General features: G+C 42.7%; 22 protein-coding genes and 4 tRNA genes. 18 read left to right on the top strand and 8 right to left on the bottom strand.

The genetic code is table 11. The features are described from left to right. Position 1 precedes the first annotated feature (1 nt). The 10 genes from wzxE (at position 2) to CKY02_RS04270 (ending at position 7,721) form a co-directional block, all read left to right on the top strand. Complete coding sequence (wzxE, locus tag CKY02_RS04315) at positions 2-1,252, top strand: lipid III flippase WzxE (protein WP_112894355.1); 1,251 nt, start codon at positions 2-4, stop codon at positions 1,250-1,252. Then, positions 1,249-2,334: a TDP-N-acetylfucosamine:lipid II N-acetylfucosaminyltransferase gene (locus CKY02_RS04310; RefSeq protein WP_112894354.1), complete on the top strand. Its 1,086-nt coding sequence runs from the start codon at positions 1,249-1,251 to the stop codon at positions 2,332-2,334. Before wzxE ends, CKY02_RS04310 begins: the two co-directional genes overlap by 4 nt. Next, complete coding sequence (gene wzyE / locus CKY02_RS04305) at positions 2,334-3,683, top strand: ECA oligosaccharide polymerase (protein WP_112894353.1); 1,350 nt, start codon at positions 2,334-2,336, stop codon at positions 3,681-3,683. The genes CKY02_RS04310 and wzyE overlap by 1 nt, the downstream gene beginning before the upstream one ends. 9 nt (positions 3,684-3,692) lie before the next feature. Continuing rightward, entirely contained in the window at positions 3,693-4,430 is a 738-nt protein-coding gene (gene wecG / locus CKY02_RS04300; protein WP_112894352.1) for a lipopolysaccharide N-acetylmannosaminouronosyltransferase, read from the top strand. Between the two features lie 259 nt (positions 4,431-4,689). After that, positions 4,690-6,066 carry a bifunctional threonine/serine APC transporter ThrP gene (thrP, locus tag CKY02_RS04295; protein ID WP_112894351.1) on the top strand — a complete coding sequence of 459 codons (1,377 nt, stop codon included), beginning with the start codon at positions 4,690-4,692 and terminating at the stop codon, positions 6,064-6,066. Positions 6,067-6,223: 157 nt separating this feature from the next. After that, a tRNA-Arg gene (locus CKY02_RS04290) sits at positions 6,224-6,300 on the top strand. A 74-nt stretch (positions 6,301-6,374) separates the two neighbouring features. After that, positions 6,375-6,450: transfer RNA gene (locus tag CKY02_RS04285), tRNA-His, on the top strand. A gap of 15 nt (positions 6,451-6,465) precedes the next feature. After that, positions 6,466-6,552, top strand: a tRNA-Leu gene (locus tag CKY02_RS04280). Positions 6,553-6,583: 31 nt separating this feature from the next. Continuing rightward, positions 6,584-6,660 (top strand) — tRNA-Pro (locus tag CKY02_RS04275). Positions 6,661-7,418: 758 nt separating this feature from the next. Then, positions 7,419-7,721: an NINE protein gene (locus CKY02_RS04270; RefSeq protein ID WP_112894350.1), complete on the top strand. Its 303-nt coding sequence runs from the start codon at positions 7,419-7,421 to the stop codon at positions 7,719-7,721. Between the two features lie 65 nt (positions 7,722-7,786). Here the strand turns inward: CKY02_RS04270 and hemY are convergent, their stop codons facing one another. Genes hemY through hemC form a run of 4 tightly spaced genes read right to left on the bottom strand, consistent with a single transcriptional unit; the run spans position 7,787 to position 11,852 of the window. Then, positions 7,787-9,025 carry a protoheme IX biogenesis protein HemY gene (gene hemY / locus CKY02_RS04265; protein ID WP_112894349.1) on the bottom strand — a complete coding sequence of 413 codons (1,239 nt, stop codon included), beginning with the start codon at positions 9,023-9,025 and terminating at the stop codon, positions 7,787-7,789. 3 nt (positions 9,026-9,028) lie between these two features. Next, the gene (gene hemX, locus CKY02_RS04260; protein ID WP_112894348.1) at positions 9,029-10,153 is read right to left on the bottom strand and encodes a uroporphyrinogen-III C-methyltransferase; all 1,125 of its coding nucleotides are present in this window, start codon (positions 10,151-10,153) and stop codon (positions 9,029-9,031) included. Between the two features lie 20 nt (positions 10,154-10,173). Beyond that, complete coding sequence (hemD, locus tag CKY02_RS04255; RefSeq protein WP_112894347.1) at positions 10,174-10,914, bottom strand: uroporphyrinogen-III synthase; 741 nt, start codon at positions 10,912-10,914, stop codon at positions 10,174-10,176. Further along, entirely contained in the window at positions 10,911-11,852 is a 942-nt protein-coding gene (gene hemC / locus CKY02_RS04250; RefSeq protein ID WP_112894346.1) for a hydroxymethylbilane synthase, read from the bottom strand. Before hemC ends, hemD begins: the two co-directional genes overlap by 4 nt. A 597-nt stretch (positions 11,853-12,449) precedes the next feature. Here hemC and CKY02_RS04245 point away from each other — a divergent pair. Continuing rightward, positions 12,450-15,020, top strand: a complete 2,571-nt coding sequence (locus CKY02_RS04245; protein ID WP_112894345.1) for a class I adenylate cyclase — start codon at positions 12,450-12,452, stop codon at positions 15,018-15,020. Between the two features lie 29 nt (positions 15,021-15,049). On the opposite strand, the gene cyaY is transcribed toward CKY02_RS04245, so the two are convergent. Then, on the bottom strand, positions 15,050-15,370 hold the full coding sequence (cyaY, locus tag CKY02_RS04240; protein WP_112894344.1) for an iron donor protein CyaY: 321 nt from the start codon (positions 15,368-15,370) through the stop codon (positions 15,050-15,052). 78 nt (positions 15,371-15,448) lie between these two features. Between cyaY and lptM the strand changes: the two genes are divergently transcribed. From lptM to corA, 7 genes are all read left to right on the top strand, one after another. Continuing rightward, the gene (lptM, locus tag CKY02_RS04235) at positions 15,449-15,643 is read left to right on the top strand and encodes an LPS translocon maturation chaperone LptM (RefSeq protein WP_112894343.1); all 195 of its coding nucleotides are present in this window, start codon (positions 15,449-15,451) and stop codon (positions 15,641-15,643) included. Positions 15,644-15,691: 48 nt separating this feature from the next. After that, complete coding sequence (gene dapF, locus CKY02_RS04230; protein WP_112894342.1) at positions 15,692-16,516, top strand: diaminopimelate epimerase; 825 nt, start codon at positions 15,692-15,694, stop codon at positions 16,514-16,516. A gap of 32 nt (positions 16,517-16,548) precedes the next feature. Next, positions 16,549-17,253 carry a DUF484 domain-containing protein gene (locus tag CKY02_RS04225; protein WP_112894341.1) on the top strand — a complete coding sequence of 235 codons (705 nt, stop codon included), beginning with the start codon at positions 16,549-16,551 and terminating at the stop codon, positions 17,251-17,253. Next, on the top strand, positions 17,253-18,161 hold the full coding sequence (gene xerC / locus CKY02_RS04220) for a tyrosine recombinase XerC (RefSeq protein WP_193493042.1): 909 nt from the start codon (positions 17,253-17,255) through the stop codon (positions 18,159-18,161). The genes CKY02_RS04225 and xerC overlap by 1 nt, the downstream gene beginning before the upstream one ends. After that, on the top strand, positions 18,161-18,877 hold the full coding sequence (gene yigB, locus CKY02_RS04215; RefSeq protein ID WP_112877286.1) for a 5-amino-6-(5-phospho-D-ribitylamino)uracil phosphatase YigB: 717 nt from the start codon (positions 18,161-18,163) through the stop codon (positions 18,875-18,877). The genes xerC and yigB overlap by 1 nt, the downstream gene beginning before the upstream one ends. Positions 18,878-18,943: 66 nt before the next feature. Continuing rightward, positions 18,944-21,106: a DNA helicase II gene (gene uvrD, locus CKY02_RS04210; protein ID WP_476641906.1), complete on the top strand. Its 2,163-nt coding sequence runs from the start codon at positions 18,944-18,946 to the stop codon at positions 21,104-21,106. 95 nt (positions 21,107-21,201) lie between these two features. Next, positions 21,202-22,152 carry a magnesium/cobalt transporter CorA gene (gene corA / locus CKY02_RS04205; protein WP_112877284.1) on the top strand — a complete coding sequence of 317 codons (951 nt, stop codon included), beginning with the start codon at positions 21,202-21,204 and terminating at the stop codon, positions 22,150-22,152. 832 nt (positions 22,153-22,984) lie between these two features. Here corA and CKY02_RS04200 read toward each other — a convergent pair. From CKY02_RS04200 to CKY02_RS04190, 3 genes are all read right to left on the bottom strand, one after another. Beyond that, on the bottom strand, positions 22,985-23,365 hold the full coding sequence (locus CKY02_RS04200; protein ID WP_162120222.1) for a GNAT family N-acetyltransferase: 381 nt from the start codon (positions 23,363-23,365) through the stop codon (positions 22,985-22,987). 7 nt (positions 23,366-23,372) lie between these two features. Next, positions 23,373-24,263: an EamA family transporter RarD gene (gene rarD, locus CKY02_RS04195; protein WP_112894337.1), complete on the bottom strand. Its 891-nt coding sequence runs from the start codon at positions 24,261-24,263 to the stop codon at positions 23,373-23,375. Positions 24,264-24,374: 111 nt separating this feature from the next. Continuing rightward, positions 24,375-24,845 (bottom strand): thioesterase family protein, encoded by a 471-nt coding sequence (locus tag CKY02_RS04190; RefSeq protein ID WP_036782681.1) that lies wholly within the window; start codon positions 24,843-24,845, stop codon positions 24,375-24,377. Positions 24,846-25,152 lie beyond the last annotated feature (307 nt).

The following is a 25,152-nucleotide window of genomic DNA, read 5'->3' as shown; positions in this document are numbered from 1 at the left end:
TATGTCGTTGGCTAAAGCATCAATATGGACTGTGGGCTCCACACTGATAAAAATCGGTGTGGGGCTTTTAATCGTTAAATTACTGGCGGTTGCTTTTGGCCCCAGTGGGGTTGGGCAAGCGGGTAATTTCCGTCAGCTTATCACTGTGCTTGGGGTGTTGGCTGGTGCCGGTATTTTTAATGGTGTAACTAAATATGTTGCTGAGTATCAGCAGCAGCCGGAAAGATTGCGTGCGGTGCTGGGAACATCTTCTGCCATTATCCTTGGGTTTTCCACGCTGTTGGCAGTGATTTTTTTGCTGTTTAGCGGGTCTATCAGTACGGGATTATTCGGCCATCAAGATTATGAGCCAGTTGTGCAGGCCCTCGCCTTTATTCAAATGGGGATTGCTTTTGCCAACTATTTTTTGGCTATTTTGAAAGGATACCGAGATGCTCAGAGGAATGCGCTGGCGATTATTTTTGGTAGCGTGATGGGTGTAATGGCCTATTATCTCTGTTTTGTCCTTGGTGGATATGAAGGTGCTTTGGCGGGTTTGGCTTTAGTGCCAGCATTAATCATATTTCCCGCGGGATTGATGGTTTGGCGTCTCAAAGCGGTATCGATTTCAAATCTTAAGCCCATGTGGGATAAAGTACTGGCTGGTCGGCTTGGCAAGTTTACCCTTATGGCTCTGCTGACTTCTATTACCTTACCGGTTGCCTACATTATGATGCGAAATCTACTGGCAGCGCATTATAGTTGGCGCGATGTGGGTATTTGGCAAGGTGTAAGCAGTATTTCCGATGCTTACCTGCAATTTATCACAGCATCTTTTACTGTTTATCTGTTGCCAACGCTTTCACGGTTGCAAGGTAAGGACGAAATATCAAATGAGATAATTAAGGCGCTGAAATTTGTTTTGCCTGCTGTGGCTGTTGCAAGTTTTACTGTATGGCTGCTGCGTGATTTTGCCATTTGGTTACTGTTTTCTGACAAATTTACTGCTATGCGTGATCTATTTGCCTGGCAATTGGTGGGTGATGTCTTGAAGGTGGGCGCTTATGTTTTTGGTTATCTGGTGATTGCCAAGGCTGCGTTACGTTTTTATGTGTTGACAGAAGTTAGTCAGTTTTTATTGCTTACTGGTTTTGCCCACTGGCTTATTCCTGTAAATGGAGCGTTAGGTGCAGCACAAGCCTATATGGCAACTTACATTATTTATTTCACCCTTTGTTGTGGTGCATTTCTTATTTATCGTAGGCGAGCATGACAACCCTCATTCACGTTTTGGGATCTGATATCCCACATCACAATCGAACGGTATTGCGCTTTTTTAATGATGTCTTAGCGCACGAAATTGGTTTTTTAGCCAAACCGAAGTTTATGGTAGTGACCAGAAATCGCGCTTTATTGGATGATTGCCCAGCATTGGATGTGGCATTCTTCGACAGTAAAAAATCTCTGGCGCAGGCGGTTATTGCTAAAGCGAGTTCAGACAGAGATTGTCGATTTTTTTTTCATGGTCAATTTAATGTGAGTTTGTGGTTGGCGCTGTTGTCAGGAAAAATCAAACGCAATCAATTTTGGTGGCATGTCTGGGGAGCTGATCTGTATGAAGACTCCAGTCAGTTAAAATTCCGTCTATTCTATTTCTTGCGTCGTCTGGCACAGCGTCGGGTAGGGCATGTGTTTGCGGTTCGTGGAGATCTCTATTTTTATTCTCAACATCATCCGGACGTACCAACATCATTGCTCTATTTTCCAACCAGAATGGAACCTGCTTTGACAATTGCGGAAAGAATACCTGTTGAAGATGGTAAAATGACAATTTTGTTGGGGAATTCCGGTGATCGATCGAACCGCCATATTATGGCATTGAAAGCAATTCATAAGCAGTTTGGCGATAAGGTGCGAATCATTATCCCAATGGGTTATCCTGAAAACAATCAGGTTTATATTAATCAGGTTGAACAGGCTGCTTTATCATTGTTCCGGCCAGAAAATTTGAACATTATTAAGCAGAATATGGCGTTTGGTGATTATCTGGCATTGTTGCGCCGTTGTGATTTAGGGTATTTCATGTTTAATCGCCAGCAGGGGATTGGAACAATTTGTTTGTTGATACAATTTGGTGTGCCATTTGTGCTCAGTCGTCAGAATCTTTTTTGGCGAGATTTAATAGAACAACAGGTGCCGGTATTTTTCTCCGGTGATCCTTTAGATAATCAACTGATTGCAGAAGCGCAACGTCAGATGCTCTCCCTAGACAGAAATGCGATAGCTTTCTTTAGTCCGAACTTTATTGATGGCTGGCGGCAGGCGCTAGCGAAAGCGGTAGGAGAGCAGCAATAATGACTTTAACGCAGTTTGGCGGATTATTTGTTGTTTATTTAATATCACTGGTTTTCATCCTGACGTTGACTTATCAGGAATTCCGGCGTGTACGCTTTAATTTTAATATATTCTTCTCATTGCTTTATTTGCTGACATTCTATTTTGGTTTCCCACTGACATGTTTGTTGGTTTTCCAATTTGATGTTGAAGTGGTACCTGTAGACGCCTTACTACACGCTCTACTGGCTTCGACCTGTTTTTATGGTATTTATTACGTCAGTTATAAAACACGGCTAAGAAAGCCGTCTATACAGCCTAAAGCACCTGTATTCACCATGAACCGGGTAGAAACTAACTTTACGTGGTTACTATTGGCATTGGTTGCGGTGGTGACAGTGGGTCTGTTCTTTATGCAAAACGGTTTTCTACTGTTTAAATTACAGTCGTACAGTCAAATTTTTTCCAGTCAGGTTTCCGGTGTTGCCCTAAAGCGATTCTTTTACTTCTTTATTCCTGCCATGTTGGTGGTTTATTTCTTGAAGCAGACCCAGTTACGCTGGCTGTTTTTTCTGATGAGCACGGTTGCTTTTGGGATACTGACTTATGTCATTGTTGGCGGAACACGGGCTAATATTATTATTGCGTTCGCGTTGTTTCTGTTTATTGGCATTGTGCGTGGCTGGATAACCTTGTGGATGTTGGTAACGGCGGGCGCAATAGGGATTGTTGGCATGTTTTGGTTGGCACTCAAACGCTATAGTTTGGATGTCAGCGGTGCAGAAGCGTTTTATACTTTTCTCTACCTTACAAGGGATACTTTTTCACCGTGGGAAAATTTTGCATTACTGCTGAATAACTACGACAAAATTGATTTTCAGGGGTTGGCGCCTATTATCCGTGATTTCTATGTTTTTATTCCACGTTGGCTTTGGCCAGGACGCCCTGATGCTGTGTTGAATTCTGCGAATTATTTTACCTGGGAAGTACTGGATAACCACTCTGGTCTGGCAATTTCTCCAACTCTGATAGGCTCTCTGGTTGTGATGGGGGGAGTGCTGTTTATTCCGGTTGGTGCGATTGTTGTTGGATTGATAATTAAGTGGTTTGACTGGATTTATGAATTAGGAAAACAGGAGACTAATCGTTATAAGGCCGCTATCTTGCAGGCATTTTGCTTTGGCGCGATCTTCAACATGATAGTATTGGCCCGTGAAGGTATGGATTCATTTGTTTCCCGTGTGGTATTTTTCTGTATTATTTTTGGCTTATGTCTGGTAATTGCTAAGTTGTTGTATTGGCTATTTGAGAGTGCAGGGCTTATTAGAAAGCAACCTGGTTGTATCACAAAAACGTCTGTTGCAATGTAAGGGAAGAAAATGGAGCTAAACAATATTCCTAAATACAGTATTCGTGGCCTGAATATTTGGGGCTTCCGCGATATGGCGCACTTTCTTGACCATATTTTTCAACGCGGGCAGGTAAAGACGGGTACTATGGTAGCGATTAATGCGGAAAAAGTTCTGACGGCAGAAGAAGATACAGCTTTAAGCACACTGCTGAGTGACGCAGAATATCTGTATGCTGATGGTATCAGTATTGTACGTGCTATTCGCCGTAAATACCCTGATGCTGAAGTTTCTCGTGTAGCGGGTGCTGATTTATGGGAAGCCATCATGGAACGTGCCGGCAAAGAAGGTACACCTATTTTTCTGGTTGGAGGTAAACCAGAGATATTGAAACAGACTGAAAGCAAACTACGGGCTCAGTGGAACGTCAATATTGTTGGCAGCCAGAACGGTTATTTCACGCCAGAAGAACGTAATGCTGTTTTTGAACGGATTCATGCCAGCGGTGCGGTGATTGTGACAGTTGCAATGGGATCGCCTAAACAGGAGGTTTTTATGCGTGACTGTCGAAAAATTCATTCGGATGCGTTGTATATGGGCATTGGCGGTACTTATGACGTATTTACCGGCCATGTGAAACGTGCGCCAAAAGCATGGCAGAATTTGGGGCTTGAATGGCTTTATCGCTTGTTATCACAACCAAGCCGTATTCGTCGCCAGTTTAATTTACTGAAATTTCTTGGATATTATTATAGTGGTCGTCTGTAAACCCGCTTCTTGCCTGCCGTGTAAATTTTCGTCAGGTGATGTTTTCGTCAGGCGATACAGTGAATTTATTCCACAATATTTATCTAACAGTTTTGATCCTGCCAGATTTTCACTATTTGTAGTTAATTATTAGATAATTTTTTATTCCACTCAGTGGAAAAACATGTTTTGATCCCTGACCTTTTTATGGCTGATCAACATCAGTCTTGTATGTTTTTATTATTGCACATTACAACATATAACAATGGACAGGGAATTTATGGCAGATCAACAACATAGCTTGCAACGGGGTTTAGAAGCCCGTCATATAGAGCTGATCGCACTAGGCGGCACAATTGGTGTCGGTCTGTTTATGGGCTCGGCCAGCACACTGAAATGGGCTGGTCCTTCCGTTTTGCTGGCTTACATTATTGCCGGAATTTTTGTTTTTTTCATTATGCGATCGATGGGAGAAATGCTGTTTCTTGAACCTGTCACGGGTTCTTTCGCCTCTTTTGGACATAAATATCTCAGCCCATACTGGGGATGCCTCACCGCTTGGGGCTATTGGTTTATGTGGGTGGCGGTAGGAATATCAGAAATAACGGCTATCGGGGTTTATGCCGAGTTTTGGTTCCCTGAACTTCCTCAGTGGGTATCGGCATTGATTGCGGTGGCATTGGTCGCTTTGGCTAACCTTGCGGCGGTACGTCTTTATGGTGAGCTGGAATTTTGGTTTGCCATGATTAAGGTGACCACAATTATTGTCATGATCCTGATTGGCTTGGGATTGATATTTTTCGGTATTGGTAATCAATGGCAGCCTATTGGATTGGGTAATCTGACTGCGCATGGTGGTTTCTTTGCGGGTAATTGGCAAGGGTTCTTGTTTGCGCTCTGTATTGTGGTTGCATCTTATCAGGGTGTGGAGTTGGTTGGTATCACTGCGGGGGAAGCGAAGAACCCTCAGGTGACATTGAAAAAAGCGATTAACAATATTCTCTGGCGTATCCTGATTTTCTACGTGGGTGCGATTTTCATTGTAGTTACATTATTTCCATGGACAGAAGTGGGTTCACAGGGTAGCCCGTTTGTAATGACATTTACCAAAGTGGGGATCACCTCCGCGGCAGCCGTGATTAACTTTGTCGTATTGACGGCTGCGCTTTCCGGCTGTAACAGCGGCATGTACAGTGGTGGACGGATGCTTTATGCGTTGGCGCAAAACCGTCAGCTACCTTCATCACTGACTAAATTGTCAAAGAATGGGGTGCCGGTAATCTGTATTGCCATCACTATCTTGTGTTTGATTGTGGGCTCTAGTTTGAATTATTTGATCCCAAATCCGCAGGCGGTTTTTGTTTATGTTTACAGTGCCAGCGTATTGCCAGGAATGGTACCGTGGTTTGTTATTCTGATGAGTCAATTGCGTTTTCGTCAGTATCATCAGCAGGCACTGAAACAACATGGTTTTAAATCCATTCTGTTTCCTTATGTAAATTACCTGACATTAGCATTTTTATGCTGTGTGTTGATAGGGATGGCAATTAACCCGGATACTCGTTTCTCATTGCTGGTCGGTGGGGGATTTTTGTTAATGGTGTCGCTGATTTATTGGTTGGTGAAGCTTTTTAACGGTAAAAAACCAAAAGCCTGATAGATTGATTTACTGTCACGGTGGTAGTGAATAGGGAAGTTCAGAGCTGGCTTTATCTACGAAATGAGCAAGGTGTAATCAAACGCATCATTTCTTTAAAAAAGCACTGGACAGTATATCATTAAATCCGTACTATCCCCACCCGAAACGGCGTTAAGCGCCCGTAGCTCAGCTGGATAGAGCGCTGCCCTCCGGAGGCAGAGGTCTCAGGTTCGAATCCTGTCGGGTGCGCCATTATTTGCGTGCAAGAGCTGCGGTGATGTATTGCGCCGTTGGTAATAAGTATTTAGCAGTAAATAGCTGTTATGGTGGCTATAGCTCAGTTGGTAGAGCCCTGGATTGTGATTCCAGTTGTCGTGGGTTCGAGTCCCATTAGCCACCCCATCTTTTTTGTGACATGCGAGGGTGGCGGAATTGGTAGACGCGCTAGCTTCAGGTGTTAGTGTCCTTACGGACGTGGGGGTTCAAGTCCCCCCTTTCGCACCATGAAAAAGAGAAAAGAAAGAGTAGAAAATTTCGGCGAGTAGCGCAGCTTGGTAGCGCAACTGGTTTGGGACCAGTGGGTCGGAGGTTCGAATCCTCTCTCGCCGACCAAATTCCAAAAGAACCCTGCATTGCAGGGTTTTTTGCGTTTTATCCCTTTTTGTCCCCCTGACTTTTTGTTCCCTTTCCTGATCCATATACCTTTAAGTTGTGCTCTGTTGATTCAAATTTAGTGGATTATTTTTTAAAAATAACTATTTGTTTTATATGGTAATTTTTTATTTTTTGTCTTTTTAAGACAGTCGATATACTAGCTGTCTCAAATAAGAGACTTATAACAAATTGAATTATAATGAAAATAATAAATACCTTATGTTTTGTCTCAAATAAGAGACAGTACATGAGATGGATTTTGTGATGATTCGATTTCTTGTTGTAATAAATAGAGAAATAGCTGATGAAGCGAGGCAGCTTTTATTTAAATAAAAGCTGGCACACTAAATGCATTGTTACAAACGTAGATGCTCATCCTATTTCTTATGATTGCATATGCTTCATAAACCCAGGGATGATGCAGAGCCGATTATCGGTGCCTATTGTCCATGTCACAGATGAGTAATTTTCATCGCCGACCGGACTCAACGTTGAGTGAGGCACTATCCGTCTGTAGACCTGATTGTATTTGTACACCTATCTTTTGTTTTTAAGGTAGGTGTTTTTTTTATTTCTAAGAGATATATCTGGTAGGTTTATATACTGTTTAGGTATTACTGTCTAATATAAACAGAACTGAAAATATGATGGTTAGTTTTTTACTGTAAAATTAATTTAGTTATTTCATTTCTAAACTTATCTTAAGGGGAATATTGATGTCAAAAATGATGGGATGCCCTGGTTGTAGCCGAATGTTACATGAATCTGCACAATCATGCCCACATTGTGGTGCAATGATAAGGGCCTATTCTTCTGGTAGTCAAAGCCGCATTGTTGCTGCACTATTGGCGTTTTTTCTTGGTTCCTTTGGCGCTCATAAATTTTATCTGGGCAAGATCGGTATGGGGATTTTATATCTGCTATTTTGCTGGACATTTATCCCTGCACTTATCTCATTTATTGAATTTATTATTTATCTTTGCGCTTCCGATGAAGATTTTGCCAAAAAATATGGTTAGAAAAATGCCCCGTGCGGGGCATTTTTAATCATCGGCATGAAGACTTGCTAATAATGGATGAGAGATCACGACATTACAGCACTATTGCTATTAACGAGATCACTCTTCACGACATTACTCTCGCGCTTCAAAGTGAGCATTAATCCTTCACGACGAACCTGTGCGGCCTCTTCTGGTTTACGCAGTTTATCCAATGCGTCTGCTAACCATGCATAATCATGTGCATCAGGACGTTGGGCTAATGCGGTTTTAAAATCTTTTACTGCTTTTTCCCATTCTCCGTGACGCAAAGCAACTTGTCCGAGCGTACTGTTTAGCAAGGGAGTTGAACCATGTTGTTTTAAATGATGATCCAATGCGTTTTGTATCGGCTTTGGATCTTCGCTTTTTAAGCGTGGGATCAATAAAAGTAAACGTTCGTCGTATTGACGTTTTAAACTTTCCAAGATGATCTTTTGTGCAGTTTCATGGTCATCACATTCAATTAAATGTTCAGATATTGCAACTTGTAAAGCCACATCATGGCGAATTTTTCGGCTTTGATCGTGCCACCAACGTTTTAAGCCTTCGCTGCCTTGTTCTGCCATGTACTGATTCATCAGACCGATATAGGCTTGCTGGCGCAATTTGTGAATTTGTAACTCATCATGTAGATGGATTTTTTCCATTACCGGTAGTATATCAATCAGTGACTGGTAAGCTCCTGACTTCATATAAGCCTGTTCAGCCAAGCGTAAGACTTCTGGATGACGTGAAGCTTGATTTAATAGCTTGTCTACACCATGACGGGCTGCGTGAATTTCACCTTGCGTGAGTTGAATACGTACACGGGTAATATCCACAGGCAACTGGTTATTATCTGCGACTTCTGCCGCGCGTTGTAAATATTGATTGGTACGAAATTCATCTCCGCGTTGTTGGGCTGCTTCAGCCGCCAATAAGTAGTTGACCACAGGTTGTTCTGCATGGTCAGCGTTACGGGTCAGTAATTGCTCAACTTGTTTGAAATCGCCTTCTGCCAGTTTGATCAGCGCTGCTTTTGTTTGAGCATGGGCACGGCTGCGTTTGCGTCCAAGGAACCAGCCACGGGTACGTGAGCCTGTGCGTATAACTCTGCGGTAGCACCAGCCAAGGAGGCAGAGTGCCAGTTGTAAAAGAACAAATATAATAAACAGGCCGGTAACACTGGTTTCAATGTTGTAATTGTCAGTTTGAATCAGAACATATCCCTGATGGCCGGCAACGATTGGGCCAAGCACAATACCAACAATGAGTACCACAAACAGTAATAGAACTTTCAGCATAACTTAACCCTCCTGATTGGTTTCAGAAGATTGGGAAAGTAGGCTGCGAACCCGGGTTTGCATCAGTTTTTCCAGTAAAGGCTGGCTTGAAAGGTGGTCTGGCGCAGTGATGGAGACAGGCTGCTGGCTTAATGAATCAATTTCTTCCAGGAATGCTTTGGTATTGGGATCATTGATATCAAAGTAAGCTCTAACCCAAGTTGAAACCGTTTCCAGTGATTGTTTAAAAACTTCACCTTGATGACGCGGTATTGCTTGGGCGGCAATCAACAGACGGGCTCGGATATTCTCTCGTAGATAGATATCTTGATTTGGTGCCAGTAATGGCTCTGCTGCGGTATCCCGGCGACGGATGGTAATGAAATTATCCATGAAACTCTTCCAGCTTTTGCTCAGATTCTGGCGCCATTCAGATAATGTACCGGTTAATTCATCATTATCTTCGTCCATTGGCGAACCATCGGTTGTATTGTCAGCCAGACGCAGGTTATCTACTTGGTTAGAAAGCTGATTAACTCGCAGGATAATGCCGTCAAAATCAATCTGACCAATGGCAGATAATGTACTGATGTCTTGTGTAATTGCACGACGGATTTCAATCAGGCTTGGATCATTCATTTCAGAGAGACTGGCATCTGCATTTTTCAGCAGAGCAGCGGCGGTGACTACATCTTGATCATTCCATAATTTCCGGCCTGCCATTTTGACCAGAAAATCAGCTTGTGCCAGTAGCCAGCTTTTTACATCAGAGCTGGATAACGCAGAGATTTTGGCTTGTAACTCTTGTAGGCTATTATCTAGCTGATCATTTTGTGCGGCGAAATGGCTTAAAGTCTGTGATTGTTCTTTAAACAGCGCTTCAATATGCTGTTTATCCTGTGATTGCTGTTGTTTCAGTGATTCCAGTTGTTGGCGTAGCTCATGGTTCTCTGCACTCAATAAATGGCTTTGTTGCTGTCCGTAATAATAAAGACCGCCACCGATTGCCAGCATGATTGCAATAGCAATAATGTTTTTTAGCGTACCAGAACGTTCTTGCTTTTGAGGCGCGGTTTCGAGCTGTTGCAAGTTTTCAACCGTAGTTTTTGTTTGTTCAACTGTCTCGGCGGACTGTTTTTGCTCCGTCATAGTGGGCATCCCATGTCAGTTTATTCTAGTGCCTGAATTAAGGCATCGTTATCTGCACTTTTTGCAACTTTAACATCCTGCCAGCCCAAGTTCCGGGCGGTATGTGCAAGACGCTCGCTTACCACAATCAGGTGGCAATGCAATAACCACCTGTTTCGATCACTTTCAGGTATTAAGTTATATAATAGTTGCAGTATTTCGCCACTGGTTACAACTAAAGTTTGTACTCCATACTTTTGCCAGTGGGCACTGAATTCTGCTGCCGGGTAGTCTACTGGCTCGCGGAAATAACATTCACAATAATTAACTGTGGCGCCTCTTTCTGTCAGCGTCCGGGCAATAAGTTCACGTCCGCCATTTCCTCTGAGCAGCAAAGCTTGTTTATTTTCAACCTGATGTAGTGATGGTAGTTTTAGCAAAATTTCGCTGGTCTCACCCTCTGATGACCAGATAACATTCATATCCGTTAGTTGATGAAAAGCCAGAGCGGTTGATCTGCCGATAGCATAATAAATCAGCTTGTTGGGCCATGAAAGATTAATTTTATTTAACTGAGAGTTTGCATAATAAACTGCATTTTTTGACAATAGAAATACCATATCACAGGTATTTAGATGGTTAAGCTTCTCAGCTAGCTGTGGCAGCTCTGAACCTGGGTGAATATTGATTAAAGGTGCGCTGAAAGCTGTTTTTCCCGCAGCCTGTAACTTTCTGACTAGTTCCTCTCCGGCAGGAGCAGGGCGAGTCACCAGAATACTCATGTGGAGGGATTTCCTCGATAAACTTTGGTTAGAATTTCCCGTGCTCCCCGTTCCAACAACTCTTCTGCCAATTCAACCCCTGCCTGGCAGGCATCTTTTGGGAAAGCCGTTCTCTCACCGCGAATAATAACGCTACCATCAGGTGCGCCAACTAATGCCCGTAACCAGATTTTCCCGTCCTGCCAGATAGCATAGCTACCTATTGGTACTTGGCAGCCTCCTTCCAGCCGGGTATTCATCGCACGTTCGGCAAGAACACAAACTTCTGTATCATAGTGGTTTAATGGTGCTAACAGAGTTTGTGTTTGTTGGTCGTCGAGGCGGCATTCAATTCCTACCGCGCCTTGACCAACGGCAGGTAATGATTGTTCTGCCGTCAATGGCGTACGGATACGCTCATGCAGTTTTAACCTTTTCAATCCTGCGACGGCGAGGATAATTGCATCATAGTGACCATTATCCAACTTGTTCAGACGGGTTCCAACATTGCCCCGAAGGTCACGGACAATCAGATCAGGACGTAATTCACGGAGTTGACACTGGCGGCGTAAACTTGATGTGCCAACGATGCTGCCTGTTGGCAATTCATCAAGAGAGTGATATTTCACGGAGACGAAAGCATCACGTGGATCATCACGTTCACAAATAGTGACCAGACCTAGCCCCTCAGGAAAAGAGATCGGGACGTCTTTCATTGAATGGACGGCGATATCGGCTCGGCCTTCAAGTAGAGCTAATTCTAACTCTTTGACAAATAGCCCTTTTCCTCCAATTTTTGCTAGAGGCGTGTCCAGAATAATATCGCCCTGGGTTACCATCGGAACCAGTTGAACTTCCAAATCTGGGTGACATTGTTGTAGTTTTTGTTGAACATACAGCGCCTGCCACATGGCTAGAGGGCTTTGTCGGGTTGCGATGCGGATGGTTTTAGTTGACATAGATGTTTGTATTTCTCAGGCTTTTCAGGCGTCATATAAATGAAAAACATAGCACTCGTTTTAACACTTCATCACTTTTTTTTCCAGCTAGGAGGCTGAGAAGAAGAGATGCCAGTTATGTTAAAGCATAAAATAAATTTTAACTTTTAAATTATTTTGATATCTATAAAAATAGATTGATTTAATTATGAATTAACTTTTCAAGTAAATTATTTCTGTAATTAAAGAATTCCTAATGGAAAAAATCATTAATTAAAATATAGCCAACGGAGTCATTTTTATAGGGTTGATGATAACAAGGTATTACGCGCATTAACTTGAAAAAATGGGTAGAGAAAATTTCTTTCGTATAAGAAAGTATAAACGGTATGGGTTTTTTGATTATTCCCATATATAACAATGTATTATTTGATTTTCTGTACGATAAGGCATCGAATTCAATTGCTTTACTGACTTTACGGTTTATCGACAAGGTGTTAAATTGATCACGTTTCCGGTAATAAATTGGTAAAAATCATTCTAAATAATTCCATCGAGCTATAACAGCCGGAAACGGGGGATTTATCTGGGCACTGGAACTCAATCGGGCGAGACGTCTTGTACCTTTATATCGAAACACTGAAGCAGAGACTGGATGCGATAAACCAACTCAGGTTAGAACGCGCCTCTACCGCCATGAGTGCGGAATTTAAACAGGTATACAGTTTACTGCCAGTATTATTGCATTATCATCATCCGATGATGCCAGGTTACATTAACGGTAATGTTCCCTATGGCGTATGTTTTTTCGTGCATGATGAAGCACAAAAATCTTATCTTAATGATTTAGAAAATAAATTAGATCACTTCATAGAACAGCCTGCCAATGGTGAACTTCCTATTACCGGTATTTACTCAATGGGCAGTACTTCATCAATCGGGCAGAGCGGTTGTTCTGATTTGGATATCTGGGTATGTCATCAGTCATGGCTTGATAATGATGAGCGCCTTTTGCTGCAACGTAAGTGTACGCTTATTGAACAGTGGGCGGCAGCGCTTAGTATTGAAGTCAATTTTTTTCTTATTGATGAAAACCGCTTTCGCCATAATGCGAGTGGTAGCCTCGGTGGTGAGGACTGCGGTTCTACTCAGCATATTCTGTTACTTGATGAATTTTATCGTACCGCTGTACGTATGGCGGGTAAGCGTTTGTTATGGGAAATGGTGCCCGTAGAAGAAGAACGCCATTATGATGAATATGTTTTATCGCTTTATGCGCAAGGTGTTCTGACGCCAAATGAGTGGCTTGATCTCGGTGGATTGGGTGAACTATCTGCTGAAGAGTACTTTGGTGCTAGCTTATGGCAACTCTACAAAAGTATCGATTCCCCTTATAAAGCCGTATTAAAAAGCTTGTTACTGGAAGCCTATTCTTGGGAATATCCCAATGGTAAGTTACTGGCAATGGAGATGAAACAGCGCCTACATGCGGGTGAAATAGTCTCCTTTGGCCTTGATGCATACAGCATGATGCTTGAGCGTGTTACCCGTTATCTGATAGAAATTAATGATACGACCCGTTTAGATCTAATACGTCGATGTTTTTATTTAAAAGTTTGTGAAAAGCTCTCTCTAAATCAAGATGATAAAGGCTGCATTGGCTGGCGACGTCAGGTTTTGACCCAATTGGTCTATGAGTGGAAATGGGATCCAGAACGATTGAAAATTTTGGATAACCGCAACTCATGGAAAATTGAACAGGTTCGTGATGCGCATAATGAACTGCTCGATACCATGATGCAGAGCTATCGTAATCTTATCCGTTTTGCTCGCCGTAATAATCTGAGTGTCAGTGCCAGTCCACAGGATATTGGTGTGCTGACGCGTAAACTTTATGCTGCGTTTGAAGCATTGCCAGGGAAAGTAACGCTGGTTAATCCGCAAATTTCGCCAGACCTATCAGAGAAAAATTTAACATTTATTTATGTCCCTCAAGGACGTGCGAACCGTAGCGGTTGGTATCTCTACAATCAGGCTCCGGTTATTGGATCGATCATTGGTCATCAACCTCTGGAATATAATCGTTATCTCAATAAACTGGTGTCGTGGACCTACTTTAACGGTTTATTAACAGAAAAATCGTGTATCCATATTCATCATGGCGAAACTCAATGTGATGAGCTGAAGCTATATGAATTGATTAATGATATTTCTACCCATTTTCCCATCCGTCTACCATCACCGACACCGAAAGCACTCTATAGCCCATGTGAAATTCGCCATTTGGCAATTATTGTCAATCTGGAGAAAGATCCGACCGCTGAATTTTCCAATCAGGTTGTACATTTTGATTTCCGTAAGCTTGATGTATTCAGTTTTGGTGAATCGCAACAGTGTTTGGTGGAAAGCATTGACTTACTTTATCGTAATTCATGGAATGAAGTGAGGACTTTACACTTTAGTGGTGGGCAATCTGTGCTGGAAGCGTTGAAGACCATACTGGGTAAAATGCATCAAGATGCTGCACCGCCAGCGGCTGTTGAAGTGTTCTGTTACAGCGAACATTTACGAGGGCTTATCCGAACCCGGATCCAGCAACTGGTATCTGAATGTATTGAATTACGTTTATCCAGCAATCGTCAGGACCCTGGTCGTTTTAAAGCATTACGTATTGCCGGCCAGACTTGGGGGCTATTCTTTGAACGTCTTAACGTATCTGTGCAGAAATTGGAAAATGCCGTGGAATTCTATGGGGCAATTTCTAATAACAAATTGCATGGGTTGCCGGTGAAAATTAATACCAAAGAGACACATTTGCCCGCGGTGGTTGATGGCTTTGCCAGTGAGGGCATTATTCAATTTTTCTTCGAAAATACGCCAGATAATCAAGGTTTTAATATTTATATTCTGGATGAAACCAACCGGGTGGAAATTTATTCTCATTGTGAGGGAAGTAAGGAAGAATTGGTACGTGACGTCAGTCGGTTTTATTCTTCATCTCATGATCGGTTTACCTACGGATCAAGTTTTATCAACTTTAACTTGCCACAGTTTTATCAGATTGTGCAAATGAAAGGCCAGATTCAGGTGATTCCATTTAGTGAATCATCTTTTTCACATTTGTGTGTGGCTCATGATGGGGAAAATGAAGAGCAGCCAGAACCTTATCGTTTTATGTCACATTACTGATTTACCCCGCGATGCGGGGTAGGGTTCAATTATGGAAAACTGAACTGTTCGCCACTTTGTTCGGTGATGGCGTGTGCTAGCATGGTTAAAAAATTGTCACCACTGCGGTCACAAATCCACTGACCTTCTTTGTAATCAAAATGATAACCACCGCCTTTGGTTGCCAACCAGATTTGATGGAAAGGTTCCTGGCGATTGATAATAATTTTGCTGTCATTATCAAAGCTCAGGGTCATGACGCCGCCATTGGTTTCACAGTCGATATCAGCATTGCCATCATAATTATCTAACTGCCCTTCGATATAAAGCATCAGTTGGTCAGCTAACTGGTGAAATTCACTGTCGTTCATCTTCATTTCCTATTTGCTTTTCGAGGTCTAACTGCGATTATAGAGAATATTGACGTATGAATTACAGGCATTAATGCAATGAAGAAAAAATTACGCGGATTTCTGGCTATCATAACCCTATTTGTACTTTCCGGCTGTGGACTGAAAGGTCCTCTCTATTTTCCTCCAGAACAACCATCGACAGAGAAGGCGACAACTGCGTCTCAGATTTCCCCAAATACTGGGCAGCAAGGGCAGCAAGGGCAGAAAGTGGATAGCACCTCTCAGAAATAAGCGAGATAAGCCGATAGTCAGTAGCTACGGTTTACGGTGGAGCATTATATGCAGTTCTCCAAAATGCATGGTCTAGGTAATGACTTTATGGTCGTTGATGCCGTGACCCAAAATGTTTATTTCTCACCAGAATTGATCTGCCGTTTGGCAGATAGACATACTGGTGTGGGCTTCGATCAATTATTAATTGTTGAAGCACCTTATGATCCGGATATGGATTTTCACTATCGTATTTTTAATGCTGACGGCAGTGAAGTTGCGCAGTGTGGCAATGGAGCGCGTTGTTTTGCCCGTTTTGTCCGTCTTAAGGGATTAATTAATAAGCGTGATATTAAAGTCAGCACGCAATCGGGGCGGATGATGCTGAGCATCACCAATGATGATCAGGTTTGCGTTAATATGGGGGAACCTGAATTTGAGCCGCATCATGTACCATTTCGTGCGTTAAGGGCGGAAAAAACCTATATTTTACGGGTAGTAGAGAGAACCGTTCTTTGTGGTGTTGTCTCTATGGGGAATCCTCATTGTGTGATTCAAGTGTCAGACGTGGAAACGGCCGAAGTAGATATTTTAGGGCCAGCTTTGGAAAGCCACGAAAGATTTCCTGAACGGGCGAATATTGGTTTCATGCAAATTTTAAACCGTGGTCATATCTGCTTACGGGTTTATGAACGTGGCGTTGGGGAAACCCAAGCTTGTGGCAGTGGTGCTTGTGCAGCGGTCGCAGTAGGTATTCAGCAGCAATTGCTCGACAATCACGTTCGGGTAGATTTGCCGGGAGGTTCACTGTTTATCTGTTGGGATGGGCCGGGAAAACCGCTCTATATGACGGGACCGGCGACGCATGTTTATGATGGTACAATTCATCTGTAATCGATTCTGTTTTGAGCTGCGGGGCATTGGAGATGGAGAAAAAAGAAGAGCAGTTAAACATCAATGGCATACTTGATGATCAGACTGTTGTGGATTATTTATTGGAAAACCCCAATTTCTTTATCCGTAATGCATGTGTCGTTGAACAGATGCGGGTTCCTCATCCGGTACGAGAAACGGTTTCTTTGGTTGAATGGTATATGAGCCGCCAGAGAGCGCGGATTGCTTATCTGGAAGAAGATATAACTCTGCTCATGGAGCAGGCTAGAGTGAATGAACAACTGTTTGAGCAGTTGCTTAAATTACTTGTTAATTTGGTTGCGGCAGAGAGTTTGCAAGATATGCTTAGTCGGTTAAGTTTATGGGCTAAGAATATGGGACTAAATAGTGCCAGTATCCGTCTTTTCAATGATAAATGGCATATTGGTGCACCACTTGATGCGCCTGATTTAGCACTTTCTCGCAATGCTTTTGAACCAATCCGTATTCAGCGTTTTGGTAATAAAAACCACTATCTCGGTATGCTAAATGGGCCGGAAATTCTATTGTTGTTGCCGCAAGTTCAGCATGTCGGTTCGGTTGCCGTCTCCCTACTGGGAACGAGGGGCGAACTGGGTATGGTGATATTTAACAGTCGGAATCATCAACATTATCAAGAAGACATGGGAACTGACATGCTTGAGCATCTGGCTAAGTTATTGCCGGATATATTGTCTCGTTGGATTAAACGAATATGATGCAGGAAATTGACCGGTTACTGGAGCCGATTGAGGCATTTTTGCGGTATCTCAGGGTAGAGCGTCGGTTAAGTCCAGTGACTATCATCAATTATCGTCGCCAGCTTGCCACATTGGCTGAGATGGTTTTAGAAATGGGTGTCAGCCAATGGAAAGATCTTGATCCAGTGAAAGTGAGGATGTTGGTAACACGTAGTCGTCGGGCTGGCTTACAGTCAGCTAGCTTGGCGTTGCGTTTATCTTCCTTGCGTAGTTTCCTTGATTGGCTGGTGACTCAAGGGGATATTTCCGTTAACCCGAGTAAAACCGTCAGCATGCCGGGAACCAAGCGTCACTTGCCGAAAAATATCGATGTGGATGAAGTGAACCAGTTGCTGAATATCAATTTTAATGATCCATTATCGGTGCGTGACCGGACGATGTTGGAAGTGATGTATGGTGCTGGATTACGTTTGTCGGAGTTGGTGAGCCTTGATTGCCAGCATCTGGAGCTTGAAAGTGGAGAAGTATGGGTTTCAGGTAAAGGCAGTAAAGAGCGGAAGGTGCCTTTGGGACATACCGCGGTTGAATGGCTTAATCGTTGGTTGGCAATGCGGGAACTATTCGAGCCGGAGGATAATGCCGTTTTTGTCTCAAAGAGTGGGCGGCGGATATCAACCCGTAATGTACAAAAACGGTTTGCTCAGTGGGGAATACGCCAGGGAATGAGTAGTCATATTCATCCTCATAAATTGCGCCACTCTTTTGCCACTCATATTCTGGAATCCAGTGGTGATTTGCGCGCAGTTCAGGAATTACTTGGTCATGCCAGCCTATCCTCCACACAAATCTATACTCATTTGGATTTCCAGCATTTGACAAAAGTGTATGATGTAGCCCATCCCAGAGCCAAACGGGGGAAATCGTAATGCGTTTTTATCGGCCTCTTGCGCCAGTGTTAGCGATGACATTTGATCTGGATGATACGCTGTATGATAATCATCCAGTTATGGATAAAACGGAAGAGGAAGTACTGAATTTTGTACGGCGGTATGATCCTAGGTTCAGTCATCTTAATCATCAGGATCTATGTGCTTTCCGTGAATTGACACTTGAGCAGTATCCTGAAATTTGTCATGACATGACTTTATGGCGCTGGCACTCTTCAAAGTTGATGTTTTGCCATTACGGTTTTAGCCGTGAAGATGCTGATCGGGGGGCAGATGATGTCATGGCGCATTTCACCCTCTGGCGTAATCGGATTGATATTCCTGAATCAACACATAAGACCCTGGCGGCACTTGCTGAACAGATGCCACTAGTAGCCATTACTAATGGCAATGCGGAACCCGCTGCTTGTGGTCTTGCCCCTTATTTTAAATTTGTGCTGAAAGCTGGCCCTGATGGGCGTTCAAAACCTTGCAGCGATATGTACTGTTTGGCTGCGGATCGTCTGGGTTTAGCGCTTGGGCAAATCTTACATGTCGGTGATGACTTGAATACTGATGTGGCAGGGGCACTGCGTAGTGGTATGCAAGCTTGCTGGATGAATACTAAGAATAAAAAATTATTGCAGACGATGGAAAGCTGCCTACTGCCTCACATTGAGATTTACGATTTGGCTTCTTTGACAGCATTGATATAATCGAGAAATTATTCTGTATAAAAACACAGCAACCTCTGGGCGCTGTCTAATCAATTGATGGTAACTATGGACGTCTCCTATCTGCTCGAAAGTCTGAATGACAAACAACGGGAAGCTGTAGCTGCTCCGCGGACTAATATGTTGGTATTAGCTGGCGCGGGGAGTGGTAAAACCCGGGTTCTGGTACACCGAATTGCTTGGTTGTTATCGGTGGAGAAAGCTTCGCCATTTTCCATTATGGCCGTGACCTTCACCAATAAAGCGGCTGCGGAGATGCGTCATCGGATTGAAAACTTGATCGGTACCAGTCAAGGTGGAATGTGGATTGGTACGTTTCACGGTTTGGCTCATCGTTTGTTACGAGCCCATCATCTGGATGCTAATTTGCCACAGGATTTTCAGATTCTTGACAGTGAAGATCAAAATCGCCTGCTTAAACGCATTATCAAAGCGATGAATCTGGATGATAAACAATGGCCAGTTCGTCAAGGCATGTGGTACATCAATGGTAAAAAAGATGAAGGATTGCGGCCACGGCATATTGAAAGTTATGGCAACCCTGTTGAGGCGACATGGCAGAAAATTTATCAGGCTTACCAGGAGGCTTGTGATCGGGCTGGGCTAGTGGATTTTGCTGAGCTTTTACTGCGAGCTCATGAGTTGTGGCTGAATAAACCTCAGATCCTGCAACATTACCGTGGTCGCTTTACTAATATTCTAGTGGATGAGTTTCAGGACACTAACAGTATTCAATATGCTTGGATCCATCTGTTGGCAGGGGAAACAGGCAAAGTGATGATTGTCGGGGATGATGATCAATCTATTTATGGTTGGCGTGGGGCTCAAGTTGAGAATATTCAGCGTTTTCTGAAAGATTTTCCCGGCGCTGAAACTATCCGTTTGGAGCAGAATTACCGTTCCACCAGTAATATTTTGAAAGTTGCCAATACACTGATTGCCAATAACAGTGATCGTCTGGGTAAAAATCTGTGGACTGATGGTATAGAGGGTGAGCCCATCTCCCTTTATTGTGCATTTAATGAACTGGATGAAGCCCGTTATGTGGTCGGCCGGATAAAAAACTGGCTTGAAAATGGTGGTGCCCTGAAAAACTGTGCCATACTTTACCGCAGCAACGCTCAGTCCCGTGTACTGGAAGAGGCGCTGTTACAGGTATCAATGCCATACCGTATTTATGGCGGTCAACGATTCTTTGAACGTCAGGAAATTAAAGATGCACTGGCTTACCTGCGTTTGATTGCCAATCGTCATGATGACGCGGCGTTTGAACGTGTGGTGAATACGCCTACCCGTGGTATTGGTGACAGAACTTTAGATATTGTGCGCCAAGCGGCACGTGAACGGCAGCAAACGTTGTGGGACTGTTGTCAGATATTGCTTCAAGAGAAAGTGCTGGCTGGGCGTGCCGCTGCTTCCTTACAGCGTTTTATTGAACTGATTGACGCATTATCGACAGAAACTGAAGATATGCCATTGCATGTTCAGACTGACAGGGTTATCCGTGATTCTGGCCTGCGGGCAATGTATCAGCAGGAAAAAGGTGAAAAAGCGCAGGCGCGTATTGAAAACCTTGAAGAGCTTGTCACGGCGACTCGCCAGTTTAGCTATCAGGAAGAGGATGAAGATTTTACGCCATTGCAGGCGTTTCTTTCCCATGCCGCGCTGGAATCGGGAGAAGGGCAGGCCGATGCCTATCAAGATTCGGTGCAACTGATGACATTACATTCGGCTAAAGGACTGGAATTCCCACAGGTATTTATTGTTGGCATGGAAGAAGGCATGTTCCCAAGCCAGATGTCGATTGAAGAAGGTGGACGTTTGGAAGAGGAGCGTCGTTTGGCTTATGTGGGGCTGACACGTGCAATGGAAAAGCTGACCATCACTTATGCCGAAAGTCGTCGTTTATATGGCAAAGAGGTTTATCATCGGCCATCTCGTTTTATTGGGGAACTGCCGTCAGAATGTATTGAAGAAGTTCGGTTACGTGCGACAGTATCTCGTCCAGTTAGCCATAGTCGGTTAGGTACACCAATTAGCTCCAATGATAGCGGTTATGCTCTTGGGCAACGTGTTCGTCATCCTAAATTTGGTGAAGGAACCATTGTCAATATGGAGGGGAGTGGTGAAAATAGCCGATTGCAAATCGCGTTTCAAGGGGAAGGGATTAAGTGGCTGGTTGCTGCTTATGCCAGACTTGAAATGGTCTGAAAATAATATCCAGGTTGAATGTTGACAGGCTTTTTCTTCTAAGCGTAACATTCGCGCCTTACGATCACGTAGGGAGTAAAGGAGACTTATGATACATGCTGAGCGCATTTAAGTTAGAGAATAATCGCCTGCTCCGTCTTGAATTTGAAGAGGGAGAAAAGTTATCTGATTCCTTATGGGTAGATTTGGTTGAGCCGGAAGAACAAGACAGGCTGCAAGTTCAAAATGAATTAGGCCAAATTCTGGCAACCCGACCGGAACTGGATGACATTGAGGCGTCGGCGCGTTTTTTTGAAGATGAAGACGGGATACACGTCCACTCGTTTTTTTACTTTGAAGACGCGGAAGACCATGCTGGCAACGCAACAGTTGCATTTACTATTCGTGATGGTCGTCTCTATACGTTGCGAGAGCGGGAGCTCCCTGCGTTCCGATTGTATCGTATGCGTGCTCGTAATCAGACATTAGTCGATGGTAATGCTTATGAAGTGCTGATGGATCTGTTTGAAACCAAGATTGAACAGTTGGCTGATGTCATCGAAAATATTTACAGCGTGCTGGAATCCCTGAGCCGGGTCATTATGGAAGGGAAACAGGGTGATGAGTTTGATATTGCCTTGTCCAGTCTTGCTGAACAGGAAGATATTAGCTGGAAGGTTCGCTTATGTCTTATGGATACACAGCGTGCGCTTAACTTCTTGGTGCGACGGGCCCGTTTGCCGGGAGCTCAACTAGAGCAGGCCCGTGAAATCTTGCGGGATATTGAATCACTGTTGCCACATAATGAATCTTTGTTTCAAAAAGTTAATTTCTTGATGCAGGCGGCAATGGGTTTTATCAATATTGAACAGAGTCGAATTATCAAAATCTTCTCGGTTGTCTCTGTGGTATTCCTGCCGCCAACGCTGGTGGCTTCCAGTTATGGTATGAACTTTGAATTTATGCCGGAGTTACACTGGACATTTGGTTATCCGGGCGCAATTGGTTTAATGATTGCGGCCGGCCTTGCACCGTATCTCTATTTTAAGCGGAAGAACTGGCTTTAATATATAGCTGCTGTAATAATTGTATTATAGCGGCTATAATAGAGATATGAAAATAATACGTTAATACGTTAATACGTTAATACGTTAATACGTTAATACGTTAATACGTTAATAATATTTTTGTGCAGTATTGGGTTTTATTATTATTTTAAAATATTGATTATTGAGTGGAAACAATCTTAACATTATTATAGAATGCTTAAATGCTTAAATGCTTAAATGCTTAAATGCTTAAATGCTTAAATGCTTAAATGCTTAAATGCTTAAATGCTTAAATGCTTAAATGCTTAAATGCTTAAATGCTTAAATGCTTAAATGCTTAAATGCTTAAATGCTTAAATGCTTAAATGCTTAAATGCTAGTTCTATATGATTTATATAATCTATGATTGAATATATAACTTGGAGTAATTTTCGTTTTAAAAGAAGTTTTTATTATTGTTTTCTATCTTTAATATAATCTAAATTTTAATTTTTTTAATTGAAATTTTATTAACCTTAATTCTACAGTTTTATATTAAATGTGAAAGTAGGATGAGTTAAATAAAAATATTTTTTGAAAAAAGTATTTGATTATTAAAGATAAAATAGATGTAACGAGAAAGGCATTAATATATAAAATAGAATTAGATTATTTTACAGGATGTACTTAATCATACGAATCGCTATTCCTAATTGAGTATATTCTTTTCCCAAGTGTTTAAAGCCAAGGGCAATATAAAACCCTTCTGCTTGCGGATTAGCTAGCACCTGTAATGATGCTTTGCCTTTTATACCCGTCATCTTTCAAGTTGCCTCTTTGTTGGCTGCACTCACTCACCCCGGTCACATAGTTATCTATGCTCCTGGGGATTCGCTCCCTTTCCGCCGCGATGCATCATGAAATCCATAGGGTATATATGAAGATCATTCAATGTGATTTGCACCAATTGCTTGCCAATGCCTTGATGCCAAAAGGTTGGTTCAACAAATAATCCATCAAGTTCAGCATTTCCATCAGATTGAGGCAATACAACACTGAACCCTAGAATTACGCTAGCTTGTTCTGCAACATAAACATACCCTGCTTCAATATGCTCTATAGGCAGTTGTATCATGTGGGGATTTGCTAGTAATAATTCTCTATCTTCTTCCCACATAAGAGACGCCCGTAATTGCAGAGCTTCAAGTGCGATCTGTTCAGTTGTATTGGCTAATCTGATGGTTATTTTCATTATTGTGCTATCTCTGCGATCTACGTTGTGTATACACGGCATCCAGTGTAAACAGCACTAATGCAGCCCAGATAAAACCGAAAGTAATCAGACGGTCAGTGCCTATGTGTTCACCATAAACCAAGGTTGCTAGCAAGAACATCAGCGTTGGGCCGACATACTGAAAGAATCCGAGTGTAGATAGACGCAGGTGGGCAGCGGCTTCTGTGTATAACAGTAATGGCACAGTAGTAATAATGCCCGCGGCAATCAGAAATAAATTGAGAGTTGCTGAGTTATTACTTAGATCACTGGTTGGGCTGTTGGCAAAACCAAATAGGTAAATGGCGGCAACTGGCAGTAACCACAGTGTTTCAATCGTCATGCCTGTTTGAGCATCAACATTCATCTTCTTTCGCAGCAGGGCATACAGGGCAAAAGTCACAGCCAAACTTAATCCAATAACCGGTATAGAACCAAATTGCCATAATTGGATTAACACGCCGGTGAAGGCCAGAATAACCGCCGCCCATTGCATGCGGCGGAAACGCTCACTCAAAAACAGCATACCAAACAAAACGTTAACCAGTGGACTAATGAAATAACCCAGGCTGGCTTCCAGCATATGGCCGTGATTTACCGCCCAGATGTAAATCAGCCAGTTACAGGCAACGACAGTGGCCGTCACTGCCAGTAATAGCACTTTTTTAGGTTGATGAAAAACTTTGACTACCTGTGACCAGTGACGAGTCAATGTTAGCAGTAGCAACATAAAGAAAAATGACCAAATAATACGATGGGTCAGGATTTCGTCAGCAGGTACTTGCTGGATATGTTTAAAATAAATTGGTGCGATTCCCCAGATAAAACAGGCACCGAAGGCGTACAGTACTCCTTTGGTAGTTTGTGGCTTGTTCATATTGTCCTGATGTTAATAAAGGTGGAAAGAGTGTCATGGGTTTTTAGCCCGTTAACGTGAAAATAATATGTCACCGGGCTGAATATTACGCAAGCGATTAAAATTATATTGTCATCCTACCAAATAGGTCGCCGTTACACTGGCGATATGGGCTCTCTGCTCATTATGTAGTTCTGCTCTGGCAACAGAAACTTTGTTGCCATTGCGGATAATACTACTGGTGGCGGTAAATAATTCACCACGACCGGGGCGTAGATAATCCACCCGCAAATCAATTGTTCCCATTATTGATAATCGTTTTTCTAATTCTTCTAATGATGCGGGCACCAGACGGGTCAAGGCGTTACCGATACAGACCAATCCACCACATACGTCCAGCACTGAGGCAATGACACCACCATGTAAAATTTTTTGTGCGATATTTCCTACTAATTTACTTTGGTTACGGAATTGTATTTCTACGTAATCTTGTTCAAACCGAATCAGTTCAAGTCCTAATAATTGGTTAAAAGGCATATCGTGAACAAAAGCATGACCAATCACTTGCCGGGCTTCTTCCAGGGTTAATAGCGTTGTAGACATTTAGTTTTATTCCTAAATCAAAGGTATATGTTACCAATATGACTTTATATGGTTAATGACTTGTTAATATTATGCTTTTATTGCTAATCTTGCCAGCTTTAAGGAATGTTTGGCAATAATCTGAATAGCATAATTGAATACAACTATAGGTAAGTTGAAACGGAAAATAATACCGGTGCTGGAATTTAATCCACTGAAATTACGTGCATAGGTAAATTATGCAAATAAAGAAGGCAGTACTGTAGCAGCACCGCCTTAATAGAGTAGTGAGCATGTTACTCACCATTCTCCATGCTCATTGATAGCT

This window comes from Photorhabdus bodei, assembly GCF_003287735.1.
GTDB classification, from domain to species: Bacteria; Pseudomonadota; Gammaproteobacteria; order Enterobacterales; family Enterobacteriaceae; genus Photorhabdus; species Photorhabdus kayaii.
Note: the sequence above shows the minus strand (reverse complement) of the source record. Positions and strands in the feature narration are given on the sequence as shown.

Excerpts from the sequence above, each read along its gene's own strand:
- wzxE (WP_112894355.1), top strand. The coding sequence starts at position 2 with ATGTCGTTGGCTAAAGCATCAATATGGACTGTGGGCTCCACACTGATA.
- CKY02_RS04310 (WP_112894354.1), top strand. The coding sequence starts at position 1,249 with ATGACAACCCTCATTCACGTTTTGGGATCTGATATCCCACATCACAAT.
- wzyE (WP_112894353.1), top strand. The coding sequence starts at position 2,334 with ATGACTTTAACGCAGTTTGGCGGATTATTTGTTGTTTATTTAATATCA.
- wecG (WP_112894352.1), top strand. The coding sequence starts at position 3,693 with ATGGAGCTAAACAATATTCCTAAATACAGTATTCGTGGCCTGAATATT.
- thrP (WP_112894351.1), top strand. The coding sequence starts at position 4,690 with ATGGCAGATCAACAACATAGCTTGCAACGGGGTTTAGAAGCCCGTCAT.
- CKY02_RS04270 (WP_112894350.1), top strand. The coding sequence starts at position 7,419 with ATGTCAAAAATGATGGGATGCCCTGGTTGTAGCCGAATGTTACATGAA.
- hemY (WP_112894349.1), bottom strand. The coding sequence starts at position 9,025 with ATGCTGAAAGTTCTATTACTGTTTGTGGTACTCATTGTTGGTATTGTG.
- hemX (WP_112894348.1), bottom strand. The coding sequence starts at position 10,153 with ATGACGGAGCAAAAACAGTCCGCCGAGACAGTTGAACAAACAAAAACT.
- hemD (WP_112894347.1), bottom strand. The coding sequence starts at position 10,914 with ATGAGTATTCTGGTGACTCGCCCTGCTCCTGCCGGAGAGGAACTAGTC.
- hemC (WP_112894346.1), bottom strand. The coding sequence starts at position 11,852 with ATGTCAACTAAAACCATCCGCATCGCAACCCGACAAAGCCCTCTAGCC.
- cyaY (WP_112894344.1), bottom strand. The coding sequence starts at position 15,370 with ATGAACGACAGTGAATTTCACCAGTTAGCTGACCAACTGATGCTTTAT.
- lptM (WP_112894343.1), top strand. The coding sequence starts at position 15,449 with ATGAAGAAAAAATTACGCGGATTTCTGGCTATCATAACCCTATTTGTA.
- dapF (WP_112894342.1), top strand. The coding sequence starts at position 15,692 with ATGCAGTTCTCCAAAATGCATGGTCTAGGTAATGACTTTATGGTCGTT.
- CKY02_RS04225 (WP_112894341.1), top strand. The coding sequence starts at position 16,549 with ATGGAGAAAAAAGAAGAGCAGTTAAACATCAATGGCATACTTGATGAT.
- xerC (WP_193493042.1), top strand. The coding sequence starts at position 17,253 with ATGCAGGAAATTGACCGGTTACTGGAGCCGATTGAGGCATTTTTGCGG.
- yigB (WP_112877286.1), top strand. The coding sequence starts at position 18,161 with ATGCGTTTTTATCGGCCTCTTGCGCCAGTGTTAGCGATGACATTTGAT.
- uvrD (WP_476641906.1), top strand. The coding sequence starts at position 18,944 with ATGGACGTCTCCTATCTGCTCGAAAGTCTGAATGACAAACAACGGGAA.
- corA (WP_112877284.1), top strand. The coding sequence starts at position 21,202 with ATGCTGAGCGCATTTAAGTTAGAGAATAATCGCCTGCTCCGTCTTGAA.
- CKY02_RS04200 (WP_162120222.1), bottom strand. The coding sequence starts at position 23,365 with ATGAAAATAACCATCAGATTAGCCAATACAACTGAACAGATCGCACTT.
- rarD (WP_112894337.1), bottom strand. The coding sequence starts at position 24,263 with ATGAACAAGCCACAAACTACCAAAGGAGTACTGTACGCCTTCGGTGCC.
- CKY02_RS04190 (WP_036782681.1), bottom strand. The coding sequence starts at position 24,845 with ATGTCTACAACGCTATTAACCCTGGAAGAAGCCCGGCAAGTGATTGGT.